The organism is Pseudomonas sp. NMI542_15, from assembly GCF_021283425.1.
Classification (GTDB): Bacteria; Pseudomonadota; Gammaproteobacteria; order Pseudomonadales; family Pseudomonadaceae; genus Aquipseudomonas; species Aquipseudomonas fortuita.
The window spans coordinates 427,663-444,511 of sequence record NZ_JAJSRO010000001.1 but is presented as its reverse complement, the minus strand read 5'-3'; the positions used below and the strand labels follow the sequence as shown (position 1 = coordinate 444,511).

At 62.5% G+C, this 16,849-nt stretch carries 18 protein-coding genes and 1 pseudogene; 15 read left to right on the top strand and 4 right to left on the bottom strand.

What is annotated here, in order from left to right:
* The first annotated feature begins 157 nt into the window (after positions 1-157).
* The 10 genes and pseudogenes from paaA (at position 158) to LU684_RS01940 (ending at position 9,565) form a co-directional block, all read left to right on the top strand.
* On the top strand, positions 158-1,147 hold the full coding sequence (gene paaA / locus LU684_RS01985) for a 1,2-phenylacetyl-CoA epoxidase subunit PaaA (RefSeq protein ID WP_023048138.1): 990 nt from the start codon (positions 158-160) through the stop codon (positions 1,145-1,147).
* A 25-nt stretch (positions 1,148-1,172) separates the two neighbouring features.
* Positions 1,173-1,454 (top strand): 1,2-phenylacetyl-CoA epoxidase subunit PaaB, encoded by a 282-nt coding sequence (paaB, locus tag LU684_RS01980; RefSeq protein WP_004374528.1) that lies wholly within the window; start codon positions 1,173-1,175, stop codon positions 1,452-1,454.
* A gap of 8 nt (positions 1,455-1,462) precedes the next feature.
* On the top strand, positions 1,463-2,221 hold the full coding sequence (paaC, locus tag LU684_RS01975) for a 1,2-phenylacetyl-CoA epoxidase subunit PaaC (protein ID WP_102689398.1): 759 nt from the start codon (positions 1,463-1,465) through the stop codon (positions 2,219-2,221).
* Positions 2,208-2,741 carry a 1,2-phenylacetyl-CoA epoxidase subunit PaaD gene (paaD, locus tag LU684_RS01970; protein ID WP_016487155.1) on the top strand — a complete coding sequence of 178 codons (534 nt, stop codon included), beginning with the start codon at positions 2,208-2,210 and terminating at the stop codon, positions 2,739-2,741. The genes paaC and paaD overlap by 14 nt, the downstream gene beginning before the upstream one ends.
* A 15-nt stretch (positions 2,742-2,756) precedes the next feature.
* A complete protein-coding gene (paaE, locus tag LU684_RS01965) occupies positions 2,757-3,833 on the top strand; it encodes a 1,2-phenylacetyl-CoA epoxidase subunit PaaE (RefSeq protein WP_060517776.1) in 1,077 nt (358 codons plus the stop codon).
* Positions 3,834-4,003: 170 nt separating this feature from the next.
* Positions 4,004-4,312, top strand: coding sequence for a DUF485 domain-containing protein (locus LU684_RS01960; RefSeq protein WP_016487157.1), 309 nt, complete (start codon positions 4,004-4,006; stop codon positions 4,310-4,312).
* Positions 4,303-5,871 (top strand): annotated as a pseudogene (locus LU684_RS01955) (cation acetate symporter); the annotation flags it as partial. The gene LU684_RS01960 and the pseudogene LU684_RS01955, both read left to right, overlap by 10 nt.
* 39 nt (positions 5,872-5,910) lie before the next feature.
* Positions 5,911-7,143, top strand: coding sequence for an OprD family porin (locus LU684_RS01950; protein WP_232894137.1), 1,233 nt, complete (start codon positions 5,911-5,913; stop codon positions 7,141-7,143).
* A 36-nt stretch (positions 7,144-7,179) separates the two neighbouring features.
* The gene (paaZ, locus tag LU684_RS01945) at positions 7,180-9,234 is read left to right on the top strand and encodes a phenylacetic acid degradation bifunctional protein PaaZ (RefSeq protein WP_232894061.1); all 2,055 of its coding nucleotides are present in this window, start codon (positions 7,180-7,182) and stop codon (positions 9,232-9,234) included.
* Between the two features lie 160 nt (positions 9,235-9,394).
* Positions 9,395-9,565 (top strand): hypothetical protein, encoded by a 171-nt coding sequence (locus LU684_RS01940; protein ID WP_156343157.1) that lies wholly within the window; start codon positions 9,395-9,397, stop codon positions 9,563-9,565.
* Positions 9,566-9,641: 76 nt separating this feature from the next.
* Here LU684_RS01940 and LU684_RS01935 read toward each other — a convergent pair whose 3' ends face one another.
* From LU684_RS01935 to LU684_RS01925, 3 genes are all read right to left on the bottom strand, one after another.
* Positions 9,642-9,911 (bottom strand): DUF6555 family protein, encoded by a 270-nt coding sequence (locus LU684_RS01935; RefSeq protein ID WP_023048027.1) that lies wholly within the window; start codon positions 9,909-9,911, stop codon positions 9,642-9,644.
* Between the two features lie 98 nt (positions 9,912-10,009).
* Entirely contained in the window at positions 10,010-11,218 is a 1,209-nt protein-coding gene (locus LU684_RS01930) for a zinc-dependent alcohol dehydrogenase (RefSeq protein WP_070086399.1), read from the bottom strand.
* Positions 11,219-11,321: 103 nt separating this feature from the next.
* Complete coding sequence (locus tag LU684_RS01925) at positions 11,322-11,531, bottom strand: general stress protein (RefSeq protein WP_016487164.1); 210 nt, start codon at positions 11,529-11,531, stop codon at positions 11,322-11,324.
* A gap of 262 nt (positions 11,532-11,793) precedes the next feature.
* Between LU684_RS01925 and LU684_RS01920 the strand changes: the two genes are divergently transcribed.
* On the top strand, positions 11,794-12,192 hold the full coding sequence (locus LU684_RS01920) for an NUDIX hydrolase (protein WP_016487165.1): 399 nt from the start codon (positions 11,794-11,796) through the stop codon (positions 12,190-12,192).
* A 58-nt stretch (positions 12,193-12,250) separates the two neighbouring features.
* Here the strand turns inward: LU684_RS01920 and LU684_RS01915 are convergent, their stop codons facing one another.
* On the bottom strand, positions 12,251-12,814 hold the full coding sequence (locus tag LU684_RS01915; RefSeq protein ID WP_256219675.1) for an ATP-dependent Clp protease proteolytic subunit: 564 nt from the start codon (positions 12,812-12,814) through the stop codon (positions 12,251-12,253).
* Positions 12,815-12,983: 169 nt separating this feature from the next.
* Between LU684_RS01915 and LU684_RS01910 the strand changes: the two genes are divergently transcribed.
* Genes LU684_RS01910 through LU684_RS01895 form a run of 4 tightly spaced genes read left to right on the top strand, consistent with a single transcriptional unit; the run spans position 12,984 to position 16,835 of the window.
* Entirely contained in the window at positions 12,984-13,901 is a 918-nt protein-coding gene (locus LU684_RS01910) for a DUF72 domain-containing protein (protein ID WP_016487167.1), read from the top strand.
* Positions 13,898-14,683, top strand: coding sequence for an endonuclease/exonuclease/phosphatase family protein (locus LU684_RS01905; protein ID WP_016487168.1), 786 nt, complete (start codon positions 13,898-13,900; stop codon positions 14,681-14,683). The genes LU684_RS01910 and LU684_RS01905 overlap by 4 nt, the downstream gene beginning before the upstream one ends.
* Positions 14,680-15,882, top strand: a complete 1,203-nt coding sequence (gene clsB, locus LU684_RS01900; RefSeq protein WP_060517786.1) for a cardiolipin synthase ClsB — start codon at positions 14,680-14,682, stop codon at positions 15,880-15,882. The genes LU684_RS01905 and clsB overlap by 4 nt, the downstream gene beginning before the upstream one ends.
* Positions 15,882-16,835 carry a lysylphosphatidylglycerol synthase domain-containing protein gene (locus tag LU684_RS01895; protein ID WP_023048028.1) on the top strand — a complete coding sequence of 318 codons (954 nt, stop codon included), beginning with the start codon at positions 15,882-15,884 and terminating at the stop codon, positions 16,833-16,835. Before clsB ends, LU684_RS01895 begins: the two co-directional genes overlap by 1 nt.
* The last annotated feature ends 14 nt before the right edge of the window (positions 16,836-16,849 follow it).

The window sequence follows — 16,849 nt, the reverse complement described above, 5'->3', positions numbered from 1 at the left end:
TCGCGCTCACAGGTACCGCGCGCCCCTGTGGGAGCGGGTTTACCCGCGATGGGACCCCAAAGCGATACACAAATCTTATTTGATACATATAAAACTGTTTGACGTTATGTTTTGTATCGCTTACAAATGACTCATGCCTTAGCAGGAGTCGCCGCACATGTACGCACAGCTAGTGGAAACCGGAGTCAAGCGCGTCAAATCGCTGGAAGAAATGTCCGCCGCGGAACGCAACTTCCAGGAAAAGATCGACGCCGAAATCAAGATCGAAGCCAAGAACTGGATGCCAGAGGCCTACCGCCAGACCCTGATCCGGCAGATCTCCCAGCATGCCCATTCGGAAATCGTCGGCATGTTGCCCGAAGGCAACTGGGTCACCCGTGCGCCTAGCCTCAAGCGCAAGCTGCAACTGATGGCCAAGATCCAGGACGAAGCCGGCCACGGCCTGTACCTGTACAGCGCCATGGAGACCCTGGGCGCCGATCGCGACGAAGAAATCGCCAAGCTGCACAGCGGCAAGGCCAAGTACTCGAGCATCTTCAACTACCCCACCCTCAGCTGGGCCGACATGGGCGCAGTGGGCTGGCTGGTCGATGGCGCTGCAATCGTCAACCAGGTGGTACTGCAGCGCACCTCCTATGGCCCCTACTCCCGCGCGATGATCCGTATCTGCAAGGAAGAGAGCTTCCATCAGCGCCAGGGCTACGAAATGCTCCTGACCATGATGCGTCACGGCACCCAGGCACAGCGCGACATGGTCCAGGACGCAATCAATCGCCTGTGGTGGCCATCGCTGATGATGTTCGGCCCCAGCGACGAACATTCTCCAAACAGCGCTCAGTCCATGGCCTGGAAGATCAAGCGCCAGACCAACGATGAACTGCGCCAGCGTTTCATTGACCAGACCGTGCCGCAGCTCGAACTGCTCGGCTGCACGGCCCCCGACCCTGAACTGAAGTGGAACGCCGAGCGCGGTCACTACGACTTCGGCGAAATTCAGTGGGACGAATTTTACGAAGTGATCAAGGGCAACGGCCCGTGCAACCAGGAACGTGTCGCCACCCGCCGCCAGGCCATCGAGGGCGGCGCCTGGGTCCGCGAGGCCGCCGTGGCCTACGCGCGCAAGCAACAGAACAAGAACGCCGCCTGAGCGGCGATTGATGCGGAGATCGAAAATGTCTGTCTGGACCCTCTACGAAGTGTTCGTGCGCAGCAAGCACGGCCTTAACCACAAGCATGTCGGCAGCGTGCATGCCGCCGACGCCGCCATGGCCATCGAAAATGCCCGCGAGCTGTACACCCGACGCAGCGAGGGCGTCAGCCTGTGGGTGGTGCCTTCGGCGCTGATCACCGCCTCCTCCCCTGACGAGAAAGACCCGCTGTTCGCCCCTTCGGACGACAAGGTCTACCGCCATGCCAGCTTCTACGAGCTGCCCGATGAAGTCGGACACATGTGAGGTTGGCCATGCACAACGAAGCCCTTATCCCCTACCTGCTGCTGCTTGGCGACAGCGCCCTGGTACAAGGCCAGCGCCTCTGTGAATGGTGTGGTCACGCCCCGGCCATCGAAGAAGAACTGGCCCTGATGAACGTTGGCCTGGACCTGGTCGGCCAGGCGCGCAACTGGCTGGAATACGCAGCCGAGCTGCTGGACGACGGCCGCGACGCCGATGCCCTGGCCTTCCGCCGAGACGAGCGGGCCTATCGCAACCTGCTGCTGGTCGAGCAACCCAACGGCGACTTTGCCGTGACCATGACCAAGCAATTCCTCTACGACGCCTGGCACTTTGCCGTGTTACAGGGTCTGGCCGGCTCAAGCGATGAGCGTATCGCCGGTATCGCCGCCAAGGCACTCAAGGAAGTCACCTACCACCTGCGCCGCTCCAGCGAGTGGGTACAGCGCCTGGGTGGCGGCACAGAAGAGAGCCGTCAGCGCATGCTTGCCGCCATTCCTGCACTGTGGCGCTTTACCGTCGAACTGACGGCCGCCAGCGATAACGAGGTGCAGTTGGCCCAGGCAGGTATCGCTGCCGACCCCGACACCGCTGGTGCTGCCTGGCTGAAACAGGTGAGCGAGACCTTCGCGTCGGTCGAGCTGCCGCTGCCCAAGGCTGCCAGTCACTTCTACCTGGACAGCCGCAAAGGCCTGCACACCGAGCACCTGGGCCTGCTACTGGCCGAAATGCAGTTCCTGCCAAGGGCTTACCCCGATGCAACCTGGTGAGCTGATTGCCGGCGACCGTGGCGCGCGGGCGCCACGCGGCGAGGACCTGGCCCGGGCCTGGGAGGTGCTGGGCCAGGTCATGGACCCGGAAGTGCCCGTGGTGAGTGTGGTCGACCTGGGCATCGTTCGCGACCTCGACTGGCGCGCCGGCCATCTGCACCTGGTGGTGACACCGACCTACTCCGGCTGCCCGGCGACCGAGGTGATCGAAGGCGATATCCGCCAGGCGCTGGAGCAGGCGGGTTTCCCCGCGCCGGACCTTGAGCGCCGGCTGACCCCGGCCTGGAGCACCGACTGGATCAGCGAGCTGGGCCGCGAGCGCCTGCGCACCTACGGCATCGCCCCGCCGCAGGGCAGCGCCAGCAAGCGCAGCCTGCTCGGTGAAGCCCCCCAGGTGTGCTGCCCGCAGTGCGGCAGTAACCGCACCGAAATGCTCAGCCAGTTCGGCTCTACCGCTTGCAAGGCGCTGTACCGCTGCCGCGAGTGCCTGGAGCCGTTCGATTACTTCAAATGCATTTGAGCCGTGGAGAACGCCATGAGCCAGTTTCACAGCCTGACCATCAAGCAAGTGCGCAACGAAACCCGTGATGCGGTTTCGATTGCCTTCGACGTGCCCGAGCACCTGCAGGCACAGTTCCGTTTCACCCAGGGCCAGTACCTGGTCATGCGTACTCAACTGGACAACGAAGAGGTCCGCCGCTCTTACTCTATTTGCAGCGCCGTGCAGGACGGCGAGCTGCGCGTGGCTGTCAAGCGCGTGCCAGGTGGGCGTTTCTCGGCGTTTGCCAATGAAGTGCTCAAGGCCGGCCAGCAACTGGACGTGATGCCGCCATCGGGCAGCTTCTTCGTGCCGCTGGACCCTGCCCGTCAGGGCAATTACCTGGCCGTCGCGGCCGGCAGTGGCATTACTCCGATCCTGTCGATCATCGGCACCACCCTCGACAGTGAGCCGCACAGCCGCTTCACCTTGCTGTACGGCAACCGTTCCAGCTCTGGCGCGCTGTTCCGCGACAAGCTCGAAGACCTGAAAAATCGGTACCTCGACCGCCTGAACCTGATTTTTGTGTTCAGCCGCGAGCAACAGGATGTTGACCTGTACAACGGCCGCATTGACGCCGACAAGTGCGGCCAACTGTTCTCCCGCTGGCTGGACGTTCCAGGCCTGGACGCGGCTTTCATCTGCGGGCCTCAGGCAATGACCGAAACCGTACGTGACAGCCTGCAGGCCAATGGCCTGGACAAAGAGCGCATTCATTTCGAGCTGTTCGCCGCCGCCGGTAACGAGACCCGTCGCGAGGCCCGTGAAGCAGCGCGCCAGGTGGATTCGGCGCTCAGCCACATCACCGTGATCAGCGACGGCCGCGCCCTTACCTTCGACTTGCCACGCAACACCCAGAACGTGCTGGACGCCGGCAATGCCATCGGCGCCGAGCTGCCCTACTCGTGCAAGGCCGGCGTGTGCTCGACCTGCAAATGCCGGGTGGTCGAGGGGGAAGTGGAAATGGACAGCAACCATGCCCTGGAAGACTACGAAGTGGCAGCCGGGTACGTGCTGTCGTGCCAGACCTACCCGGTGAGCGACAAGGTGGTGCTCGACTTCGACCAGCTTTAAGACCGCGCCGCCTGCTTCGCGGGCGCGCCCGCTCCCACCAGCACCGCACAAGGGCTGAGGGCAACACCCTCCCTGTGGGAGCGGGCATGCCCGCGAAGAGGCCCTTTTGCAATACCGCAACCCCCGCGTGACCTCAACAAAACAATTACAAAACCAAGAGATCGCTTGCCATGACACCCGAACGCATAGAAAGCATCGCCAACCACCCCGACTTCCAGCACCTGGTGCAGCGCAAACGCCGCCTCAACGGCAGCCTGACCCTGGCCATGCTGGTGATCTACTACGGCTTCGTCCTGCTGGTGGCGTTTTCGCCCAGCACCCTTGGCCAGTCGCTCAGCGGCGGTGTGACCACCGTCGGCATGCTGGTGGGTGTGCTGATGGTGCTGCTGTCCTTTGCCCTGACCGGCATCTATGTGCACCGCGCCAACAATGTGCTCGACCCGCTCAATGAAAAGGTCAAGCAGGAGTGCGCACAATGAACTGGACAGCCATTTCGATGTTCATGGTGTTCGTCTGCTTCACCTTGCTGATCACCCGCTGGGCGGCTTTGCGCACCCGCTCGGCCAGCGACTTCTATACCGCCGGCGGGGGCCTGACCGGCATGCAGAACGGCCTGGCGATCGCAGGCGACATGATCAGCGCCGCCTCCTTCCTGGGCATCTCCGCGATGATGTTCCTGAACGGCTATGACGGCCTGTTGTACGCCCTGGGCGTGCTGGCCGGCTGGCCGATCATTCTGTTCCTGATCGCCGAACGGCTGCGCAACCTGGGCAAGTACACCTTTGCCGACGTGGTCAGCTACCGCCTGGCACAAACCCCGGTACGCCTGACCTCGGCGTTCGGCACGCTGGTCGTGGCACTGATGTACCTGGTGGCACAGATGGTCGGCGCCGGCAAGCTGATCGAGCTGCTGTTCGGCATCAGCTACCTGTATGCGGTGATGCTGGTCGGTGTGCTGATGGTCGCTTATGTAACGTTCGGCGGCATGCTCGCTACCACCTGGGTGCAGATTATCAAGGCAGTGATGCTGCTGTCGGGCACCAGCTTCATGGCGTTCATGGTGCTCAAGCACTTCGGCTTCAGCACCGAAGCCATGTTCGCCAGCGCGGTGGCCGTGCATGCCAAGGGCCAGGCGATCATGGCCCCGGGTGGCCTGCTGTCCAATCCGGTGGATGCCATTTCCCTGGGCTTGGGCATGATGTTCGGCACCGCCGGCCTGCCGCATATCCTGATGCGCTTCTTCACCGTCAGTGATGCCAAGGAAGCACGCAAGAGCGTGTTCTATGCCACCGGTTTCATCGGTTACTTCTACCTGCTGCTGATCGTCATCGGCTTTGGCGCCATCGTCATGGTCGGCACCGAGCCGTCCTACCGCGACGCCACCGGTGCAATCATTGGCGGCGGCAACATGATCGCCGTGCACCTGGCCCAGGCTGTCGGTGGCAATTTGTTCCTTGGCTTCATCTCTGCTGTGGCCTTCGCCACCATCCTTGCCGTGGTCGCCGGCCTTGCGCTGTCCGGCGCATCGGCGGTATCCCACGACCTGTATGCCTGCGTGATCCGCCAAGGCAAGGCCACCGAGCAGGAGGAAATGCGCGTATCGCGTGTCGCCACCCTGCTGATCGGCCTGCTGGCGGTCATGCTCGGCCTGATGTTCGAGTCGCAGAACATCGCCTTCCTCTCCGGCCTGGTGCTGGCGGTGGCTGCCTCCGTCAACTTCCCGGTGCTGCTGCTTTCGATGTTCTGGAAAGGCCTGACCACCCGCGGCGCAGTGTGCGGCAGCATGGCCGGCCTGGCCTCGGCAGTGCTGCTGGTGGTACTGGGCCCGGCAGTGTGGGTCAACGTGCTGCATCACGATAAAGCGCTGTTCCCTTACAGCAACCCGGCCTTGTTCTCCATGAGCCTGGCGTTCCTGAGTGCCTGGGCGTTCTCGGTCACCGACAGCTCCGAACGTGCCAGTGAGGAGCGTGGCCGCTACCTGGCCCAGTTCATCCGCTCCATGACCGGTATCGGCGCCGCTGGCGCCAGCAAGCACTGACATCAAGGAAGAACCACCATGTCGGGTAAAACAACAACAATGAACCGCACGCACATCATGTCAGCTGCCTGGCTGGCCACGCTCGCCTTGCCATTGCCGGCGCTGGCAGACTTTATCGGCGACAGCCACGCACGCCTGGAGCTGCGCAACCATTACATCAACCGCGACTTCCGCCAAAGCAACGCACCACAGGCCAAGGCAGAAGAATGGGGCCAGGGCTTTACCGCCAAGCTGGAGTCCGGCTTCACCGAGGGCCCGGTCGGCTTTGGCGTTGACGCCATGGGCCAGCTGGGTATCAAGCTCGACTCCAGCCGCGACCGCCGCAATACCGGGCTGCTGCCCTTCGGCCCGAACAGCCACGAACCGGTTGATGATTACAGCGAACTGGGCCTGACCGGCAAAATCCGCGTGTCCAAAAGCACCCTGCGCCTGGGCACGCTGCAACCGATCCTGCCGGTGGTGGTATACAACGACACCCGCCTGCTGGCGTCCACCTTCCAGGGCGGCCTGCTGACCAGCCAGGATCTCGATGGCCTTACCGTCAACGCCGGCCGCCTGACCAAGGCCAACCTGCGCGACTCCTCGGGCCGCGACGACATCGGTTATGGCGCTGCCAGCAGTGACCACCTGGACTTTGGCGGTGGCAGCTACGCCATCACCCCGCAAACCAGCGTCAGCTACTACTACGCCAAGCTCGAGGACATCTACCGCCAGCAGTTCGTCGGCCTGATCGACACCCGCCCCTTGAGCGAAGGCGTGAGCCTGCGCAGCGACCTGCGCTACTTCGACAGCCGCAACGACGGCGCCGAACGTGCTGGCAACATCGACAACCGCAACTTCAACGCCATGTTCACCCTCGGCGTGCGGGCGCACAAGTTCACGGCGACCTGGCAACAGATATCCGGCGACAGTGCCTTCCCGTTCGTCAACGGCGGCGACCCGTTTACCGTCAACCTGGTGACCTACAACACCTTCACCCGCGCCGGGCTGGACTCCTGGCAAGTGCGCTATGACTACGACTTTGTAGCGATGGGCATCCCCGGCCTGAGTTTCATGACGCGCTACACCGACGGCCGCCACGCCGAAACCGCCACTGTCAGCAATGGCCGCGAGCGTGAACGCGACACCGACATCACCTACGTCATCCAGAGCGGCCCGTTCAAGGACGTCAGCCTGCGCTGGCGCAACGTCACCTTCCGGTCCGGCAATGGCCTGACCAACGCCGTGGACGAAAACCGCCTGATCATCGGCTACACCCTGGCGCTGTGGTAACAGCGCCCACTACATTCGAACAGTATGGAGAACAGCATGTCTGCCGCCCCTACCCTGCAAAGCTTCATCGCCGGCCGCTGGCTCGGCCAGCACGGCGCGCAAGCCCTGCGCAGCGCCCTTGATGGCCACGTACTTGCCTACAGCCACGAAGAGCGCCCGGACTTCGCCGAAGCCGTGGACTTCGCCCGTGCGCGTGGCCTGGCCAGCCTCATGGCCATGGACTTCCAGCAGCGTGCTGCACGCCTGAAAGCGCTGGCCCTGTACCTGGCCGAGCGCAAGGAACAGCTTTACGCCCTGTCGCACCATAGCGGCGCCACCCGCGCCGACAGCTGGATCGATATCGAAGGCGGCAACGCCACATTGTTCTCCTATGCCGGCATCGGCAGCCGCGAGCTGCCGTCGGGCAACCTGGTGCACGAGGGCCCGGCCATCGCGCTGGGCAAGCAAGGTCATTTCGCCGGCAGCCACATCCTGGTGCCGCGCGCAGGCGTGGCGGTGCACATCAACGCCTTCAACTTCCCTATCTGGGGCATGCTGGAGAAGTTCGCCCCGACGTTCCTGGCGGGCATGCCGTGCATCGTCAAACCGGCGACTTCCACCAGCTACCTGACCGAAGCCGTCGTCCGCCTGATGAACGCCTCCGGCCTGCTGCCGGAGGGCAGCTTGCAACTGGTGATTGGCAGCACCGGCGACCTGCTCGACCGCCTTCAAGGCCAGGACGTGGTGACCTTCACCGGGTCAGCCGATACCGCCGCAAAATTGCGCGTCACGCCGAACCTGGTGCGCAATTCGGTACCGTTCACCGCCGAAGCCGACTCGCTGAACTGCGCCATTCTTGGCCCGGATGTGACCCCGGACAGCGAAGAGTTTGACCTGTACATCAAGGAGGTGGTGCGTGAAATGACCACCAAGGCCGGGCAGAAGTGCACCGCCATCCGCCGCGCCATCGTGCCGGCCAAGCACATTGATGCGGTTGCCACGCGCTTGCGCGAGCGGCTGAGCAAGGTGGTTGTGGGTGACCCGTCGCTGGAGGGCGTACGCATGGGGGCTCTGGCTTCCCACGACCAGCAGCACGACGTGACCGAGCGGGTGCGCAGCCTGCTGCAAAGCTGTGACCAGCTGTTCGGCGCCAGCGACGGCTTCGCCCCGCGTGGCGATGGCGTGGCCGAGGGCGCATTCTTTGCCCCGACCCTGCTACAGGCCCGCGACCCGCACGCCGACGGCGGCGCCCACGACATCGAAGCGTTCGGCCCGGTCAGCACACTGATGGCCTACCACGACCTTGACGAAGCCTTGATGCTGGCCGCCCGAGGCAAAGGCAGCCTGGTGGCGACCTTGGTCACCGCCGACCGCAGTATTGCGGCCAAGGCCATACCGGTGGCGGCTGCCTGGCATGGCCGCCTGCTGGTGCTCGACAGCGAGGCCGCCAAGGAATCCACCGGCCACGGCTCGCCGTTGCCACAACTCAAGCACGGCGGGCCGGGCCGGGCCGGCGGCGGTGAAGAACTGGGTGGCTTGCGCGCGGTCAAGCACTACCTGCAACGCGCCGCAGTACAAGGTTCGCCGAGCATGCTCACGGCGGTCACCGGCGAATACGTGCGCGGTGGCGAAGTGATCGAGACCGAAGTGCACCCGTTCCGCCGATACTTCGAGCAGTTGCGCATCGGCGAGTCGTTGCTCACCCACCGCCGCACCGTGACCGAAGCCGACCTGGTCAACTTCGGCTGCCTGTCGGGGGACCATTTCTACATGCACTTCGACGAAATCGCGGCCAAAGAATCGCAGTTCGGTAAACGTATCGCCCACGGCTACTTCGTCCTCTCGGCGGCGGCCGGGCTGTTCGTGTCGCCCGGTGCCGGGCCGGTGTTGGCCAACTATGGCCTGGATACGCTGCGCTTCATCAACCCGGTGGGCATTGGCGATACCATCCAGGCACGGCTGACCTGCAAGCGCAAGATCGACCAGGGCAAAACCAGCCCGCTGGGCCAGCCGCAAGGGGTGGTGGCGTGGGATGTGGAGGTAACCAACCAGCTGGGTGAGCTGGTGGCCAGCTATGACATTCTGACCCTGGTGTTGAAACAGCCGGCGTGATGTGTTCACCTTGCGGGCCCCTTCGCGGGTAAACCTCGAAAGGGCCCGCACAAGTGTCCCAACACGGTGCCACCGTTGGTCAGCGACTGCCGCTATCCAGATGACTTTTAAGACAGGTCTTTCGCTCCTAACCATGAGGATCACAGACGAGGATGGCGCGATGGATTACTTACTGCGGATGGGTGGTGGCAATGTGCAGGATGACTGGCCGGAGCTTGAGCCGGATCGCCGCAACGACCAAGCGGATGACCCGGATGCCGACCCCAATGTGACTGACGACGAGGAAAATCGCCCCGGCGTCCCGGCCAGTGACCCCGAGTCCGGCGCCTGACAAAGGGTTTATCCAGGCACCATGCTGCAGCCGGGGACCCCGTTGCAGCATGGTTAGGTGTCAGGCTGAGGTGGTATTACATCATCGCCGCCGGGTCTCCCACCGACTGGCTCGGCTTGCTCCCCGAAATCCGCCAGCTTACGCCGGTAATCCCGTAACGCTCGGCCATCGGCCGGCTGATCTTCTTGATCTTCTCACGCCCGAACTTGGGAATAATGCCGATACCCGCATCGCAACTTGCCCAATGCCAGGCCTCGGCATTGTCCAGGCGTTCCAGGCGAATGATGAAACTGCGCGGTTGGCCATGCAGTTGGTAATCGATGATGTACAGCTGTGGGCTAGGCATCGCAGGGGCCTCCTCTTCTCCATGGATGACACCCTGATTGATCGGGCCATGGCCAGAAGATTCAAAATTTTGTCGAACATTCGGCACAAGCGGCCGTTTCAGCGCACTGCGGCACCCTGACCGCGTGGGTCCGGGGCCGCACCGGGCACCAGAATCACCTTGCGACACTGATCCTGCTGTCCATTGAACAGTTCGTAGGCACGCGGGGCATCTTCCAGCGCCATGCGGTGGGTGACGATGGCCTGCGGGTCCAGCCGGCCTGCTTCGATATGCGCCAGCAACTCAGGCAGGTAGCGTTGCACATGGGTCTGCCCCATGCGAAAGGTCAGGCCCTTGTCGAAGGCGTCGCCAAACAGAAAACCATGGATAAACCCCGCATATACCCCCGGCACACTGACCACCCCACCCCTGCGCACGGCCGCGATACTCTGGCGCAGGGCCTTGCCGCTACTGCCTTCGAGCTTAAGCGCGGTGAGCACCGTTTCCGTTGTGCTGCCCTTGGCTTCGAAACCCACCGCATCGATTACCGCATCCACACCACGCATGCCGGCGGTATGGCGCACGATGCTATCGGCTGGGTCATCATCATAGGCAAAATTGACAGGAATCACTCCGTAGGCCTGATGAGCATAATCCAGCCGGTAGGCACATTCATCGACCATGAAGATCTGCTCCACCCCCAGCATGCGTGCGCAAGCAGCAGACAGCAGCCCGACCGGGCCGGCGCCATAGATTGCCAGTGACGAACCCTGGCCAACTTCGGCATTGAGCACTGCCTGCCAGGCTGTAGGGAGAATGTCCGAGAGAAACAATACCTGATCGTCAGCCAGGTGCCCCGGTACCTTGAACGGCCCTACATTGCCCTTGGGCACCCGCACATAATCGGCCTGCCCGCCAGGTATGCCGCCATACAGGTGGCTGTAGCCGAACAGCGCCGCGCCAGACGGTATGGTCTTCTTGTTCAGCAGTGCGCCTCGCCCCGTGTTGGTCGTTTCGCAGGCGGCAAACAAGTCGTGTTGGCAAAAAAAGCAGTCACCGCAGGCGATGACAAACGGGATCACTACCCGGTCACCCGGGCGCACCGCGGTTACCGCGCTGCCCACCTCTTCGACGATGCCCATGAATTCGTGGCCAAGAATATCGCCTTGCTCGACCATGGGGATCTTGCCCCGGTACAGGTGCAGGTCGGAGCCGCAAATGGCTGTGGCCGTTACCCGCAGCAGGATATCGTCGTCTTCCTGCAGACCGGGCTCTGCAACGGTGTCGACGCGGACATCCCCTGCGCCGTGATAGGTCAATGCGCGCATGCTCGTTTCTCCTGACGAAGTCATGGCGCGATTCCGGATCCGCAAACCCGAAATCGCTGCCGGGCACCACATGTGTTCCTGAGCATTCAGCGAGCGGTTCCCCTCACGGGTTGCGCCCCCCGCCGTGGCTGTTCTGGCCACCTTTGCGGCCAGCTTCCGATGCACGCTGTCGGTCGTTGGCGAAATTGCCGCCAGATGCCTGCCCCCCCTTGTGGCCCGCGCGCGAAGCACGCTCCCGGTCATTGGCGAAATTGCCCGGGTTGGTTTCCTTGGTGCCGCCGCGCTGGCTTGTCCGCTCTTGATCCTGCGCCATGTGGGTTCTCCTTGCGATGGATAGGCTGGTGACACGAATCTGTGCCATGCCTAGTTTCCGAGCCACTGTTGCCCGGCTCTGCTCAATGCTTTTGCTGGCAACTGACCAGCGGCACAAATCTTGCGTCGGCAAAATGTTTGCGTGACGGGCGAAAGCCCTGGTGGCACGTTACGTGCTTTGACCGTTCGTCGGGTTAAACGCAACGTTTATTGCCGCCAACGGCCATATCTTCATGCAATAAGCGCATCACCAAGGAGCATGAATGAAGCTGAACAAGGATCGCGCCACCATCATCTGCCGGCACGGCAAGCAAACACAAAAATGGTTATGGGTGCGAAAATCCAACGGTGCCTGGACCCTCCCCGGCGGCAAGATCGAGCCTGGCGAGACGCCAGCGCAAGCTGCAGAGCGTGAGTTGCTGGAAGAAACCGGGCTGCAGGCAGCGTCACTGACCTTGCTGATGCGTCACGAGGCCCCCGCGCGTATGCATTACGTGTTCGAAGCAGAGTTTGCCGACGCGCCGCAGCCCAAGGCGCAGCATGAAATTACCGACTGCCGCTTTGCCCATCTGGACCAGGCGCCTGGGCTCAAGGGTGAGATCAAGTTGCTGATCCGCTCGCTGCTGGCCTGTGACAGAGCCACCGCCGCGTCAGTTCGGTAAGCCCGGTTACTCGGTGCGTGCCTTCGCGCAACTGTGAAGAGGCACGCACAGCCACAGCCTAGGCATGCACACTCCACTGAACCGACTGCGCCTCGATTGGCATTTCGTCGATGGCATGAATCATCCCGTTATCCAGCGCCTCACGTGGCCCCAGAATCCGCGGATAGGCCATCAGGTACCGCGGCACGTCCAGTACCTCCGTTGCCCCCTGGGTTCGTTCGGCGACAATCTGCGCATACAACTTCAAATCATAATCCAGGCTCATGGCGTACTCAGCCATGCGCGAATGATCCACCGAACCGTGCAAGGTCCAGTGAAACGGGTGGAACAGGAACTTGCTGAAACTGCACGCCGTGCGCCGTTCCCCTGCCAGGAACAGGATATTGCCCATGGACTCCACCGTGCCCAGGTTGTGGGTATGCACCTCGACCGGTAACGCCCGCAGGAAGTTGTACAGGGTGAAGCCATAACTGCACTCGCCGCCCATGGTAGCGATGTTCAGTTGCAGGATACCGGCGCCCTGTTGCAGCGCCCGCGAACAGGTGTTGATCAGGTTGCCACAGGTCGACGAGTTGATCGGCCCGGTGAAATGGATGATATGTCTGGCCATGCTTGCCTCGATTTTATCCTGACACCCTTCCACGAAGCGGGTATCCGGTGGAAACGCCAAGCGCCGCAAAGTTCAACCTGGTATGAGCCTTTCCCGTTGGTCAAACGTGCTGAACCCTGGCCTGTCTTTATCGGTCGCACTTTGGAGCGACCGAAATAGAACCGGCAATGAGGACGGCAGCGTGAGCGATATCCGCATCGGTATCTCCGGGTGGCGCTATGGCCCCTGGCGCAAGGACTTTTACCCCAAGGGGCTGAGGCAGGACGACGAACTGGCCTTCGCTTCGCGGGCGGTGAACAGCATCGAAATCAATGGCTCGTTCTACAGCCTGCAAACGCCTGAACGTTACCAGGGCTGGCGTGACGAGACGCCGGACGACTTCGTGTTCGCGGTGAAGGGGCCGCGGTATATCACGCACGTACGGCGGCTTAGGGACATCGAAGAACCGGTGGCGAACTTTTTCGCCTCAGGCCCACTGTTGCTGGGCAAGAAGCTTGGCCCGATCCTGTGGCAATTTCCACCGAACATGAAGTTCGATGAAGAGCGTTTTGCCCGGTTTCTCGAACTGCTGCCGCGTAACCATAAAGCGGCTCGTGAATGTGCCAAACACTGCGCGGCACGCTTGCAGGGCAACGGCAGCTTGGGCATACACGGCAATGCACGGTTGCGTCATGCCGTGGAGATCCGTAACGAGAGTTTCCTCTGTGAGACCTTCATCAAGCTGTTGCGCAAGCACCGGGTCGCTTTGGTAGTTGCCGACAGCGCCGGCAAATGGCCGTATGTGGAAGACGTTACCGCCGACTTTGTGTACATGCGCCTGCATGGCGATGTCGAGCTCTACAGCAGTGGGTATACGGCCAACGCACTGAGGCGCTGGAAGCAGCGCATCCAGCGCTGGAGCCAGGGTAGCCAGGCTGAGGATGCGCAATTGGTCGTCCAGGGCTCGCCGCCGCGTCGGGCGACCCGCGATGTCTACTGCTATTTCGACAACGACCAGAAGGTTCACGCCCCCTACGATGCGCGACGCCTGCTGCAGAAGCTGTCGCTGGACCATGAGCTCATGACCGAGCCTGGCGTCCTGCCGGAGGTGGCCTTGTGAACAAGACCCTGCCCGCCCCACGCAGCATCATCGACAAGGTCACTGCGGTACGCCGGCTCAATGTGCTGACACTGAACGTGCACAAGGGCTTCACCTTCTTCAATCGGCGCTTCATCCTGCCGGAATTGCGCGAGGCCGTGCGTGCCACGGGCGCCGACCTGGTGTTTCTCCAGGAGGTGCACGGCAGCCATCAGCAGCATGCCCTGCGCCATGCGGCCTGGCCAGAAATGCCGCAGTACGAGTTTCTTGCCGACAGCATGTGGCCGCAGTTCGCCTACGGGCGCAATGCCGTATACCCGCATGGCGATCACGGTAACGCGCTGCTGTCGAAATTCCCCATTACTCACTTCAACAACCTCGATGTGTCAGTACAGGGCAATGAGCAGCGCGGCCTGCTGCACTGCCAGCTGGACGTGCCAGGCCACGACCAGGTGCATGCGGTGTGCGTGCACCTGGGCCTGCGCGAAGCCCACCGGCAGCGCCAGGTGAAGCTGATGCTCGACCTGCTGGCCAGTCTGCCGCCTGAAGCGCCGGTCATTATCGCCGGCGATTTCAACGACTGGCGCCTGAAAGCAGATGCCGTGCTGTGCGAACACCTGATAGAGGCTTTCGGCGAGCACTTCGGCACCCCGGCGCGCAGTTTCCCCGCACGCCTGCCGTTGTTGCGGCTGGACCGCATCTATTTGCGCAACGCCATGCCCGGCACTGCCCAAGTGCTCTCGACATACCCGTGGTCGCACCTGTCCGACCACGCCCCATTGGCTGCGGAGATCAACCTGTGAATCGACCTTGGGTGGACGGCAACAGCGTGCAGTTGCTGATCAATGGCGAGCAATACTACCCCCGCGTCTTCGAGGCCATGGCCCAGGCGCGGGAAGAAATTCTGCTGGAAACCTTCATCATCTTCGACGACAAGGTCGGCCAGCAGTTACAACAGGTGCTGATCGACGCTGCCCAGCGCGGTGTGCGGGTGGAGGTAGCGGTGGATGGCTACGGCACTGCCGACCTGCCCACCGAATTCATTGCGGCCATGACCGATGCCGGCGTGAGCTTTCACGCATTCGACCCACAGCCCCGGCTGGTGGGCATGCGCACCAACCTGTTCCGGCGCCTGCACCGCAAGATCGTGGTAGTCGACGGTGAGCGGGCATTTATCGGCGGTATCAACTACAGCGCCGATCATCTTGGCGACTTTGGTGCCATGGCCAAGCAGGATTATGCGGTGGAGGTCACCGGCCCGGTGGTAGCGCAGGTGCATGCTGCCAGCAAGCGCCTGATGTCGCCGGTGCTGCAGCCACCCAGCGCGGTACGCCCGGTAACCGAGCCGGCCGGGGCCAGCAGCGCCGTGCTGGTCGAACGCGACAACGGGCTGCGCAGTACCGATATCGAAACCCACTACCTGCAGGCTTTTCGTGGTGCAAAGCAGCGCATCGTGGTTGCCAACGCGTATTTCTTCCCGGGTTATCGATTGATGCGGGAGCTGCGCAACGCCGCCCGGCGTGGCGTGGATGTGCGCTTGATTCTGCAGGGCCAGCCTGACATGCGCTGGGTCCGTGCACTTTCGAGGCTGCTGTACAACTATCTGCTGCGCGACGGCGTGGCCATCCACGAATACTGCCAGCGGCCTCTGCACGGCAAGGTTGCACTGGTTGACGATGAGTGGTCCACCGTTGGCTCCAGCAACCTTGATCCGTTGAGCCTGTCATTCAACCTGGAGGCCAATCTTTTCATCCGTGATCGAGCCTTCAACCAGCAACTGAACCAGCATCTACAGGCCCTGGCCAGCGAGCAATGCAAGCCGGTCACCCTGGAGCGCATGATTCGCGGTTACTGGTGGCGGGCACCGCTGATCTTCGTGTGCTTCCACGTGATCCGCCATTTTCCGCGCATTGCTGGCTGGTTCCCGGCACACCGCCAGCGTTTGCGCTCGGTGCAGCCGGAAGTCGAGGCTCAGGGTAACCTGCACGAGGGCAATACCTGATGGCGCGCAAAGGCTGGCAAACCTGGGTGAAACGCCTGTTCACGCTGGCGTTCCTCATTCTCATACCTGTTCTGCTGTTTATGCTGGCACGCAATCTGGACTGGAACGAAGTGCGCCAGTCGTTGCTGGCCTACAAGCCCGGCACCCTGGCCATCGGCCTTGCGCTGGCGCTGTGCAGCTACCTGACATTTGCCAGTTACGACCTGCTGGCACGGGCCTACACCGGCCACCAGTTGCCCGCCCGGCAGGTGCTGCCAGTCGCCTTCGTGTGCTACGCCTTCAATCTCAACTTCACTACCTGGGTAGGCGGCGTTGCATTGCGCTACCGGTTATATGGCCGCCTGGGCCTGGATACCCCGACCATTACGCGCATCCTCACCTTGGGCCTGTTGACCAACTGGATGGGCTACATGCTGCTGGCCGGCACCGTATTCGCCCTCGGCTTCGTGGAGCTGCCCAGCAGCTGGGCGGTGGGCGCTACAGGTCTGCGCCTGATCGGCTTGCTGCTGTTGGCGATCGCGGGTGGGTACCTGCTGGCCTGTGGTTTTGCAACCAAGCGCACGTGGTCCTGGCGCAACCACGAAGTGACGCTACCGTCGCTGCGTTTGGCACTGTGCCAGGTTGCGCTGGGTGCCAGCAACTGGGCGCTGATGGCGCTGCTGATCTTCTGGTTGCTGCCGGGCGAGGCTTTTTACCCGTCCATTCTCGGCATCCTGCTGATCAGTTGCGTGGCTGGCGTGGTTGCGCATATCCCTGCGGGGCTGGGCGTACTTGAGGCAGTGTTTCTGGCCTTGCTGCACGGGCAGATGGCCCAAGGCACGCTTGTGGCTGCCTTGCTCGGGTATCGCACACTGTACTACCTGATTCCACTGCTACTGGCAGTGGTTACCTACCTGGTCCTGGAAAAACGCGCCAAGGCCATGCGCCAAGGCGACAAGCCCGCCCAGACCTGACGAGGGCCGCTGGC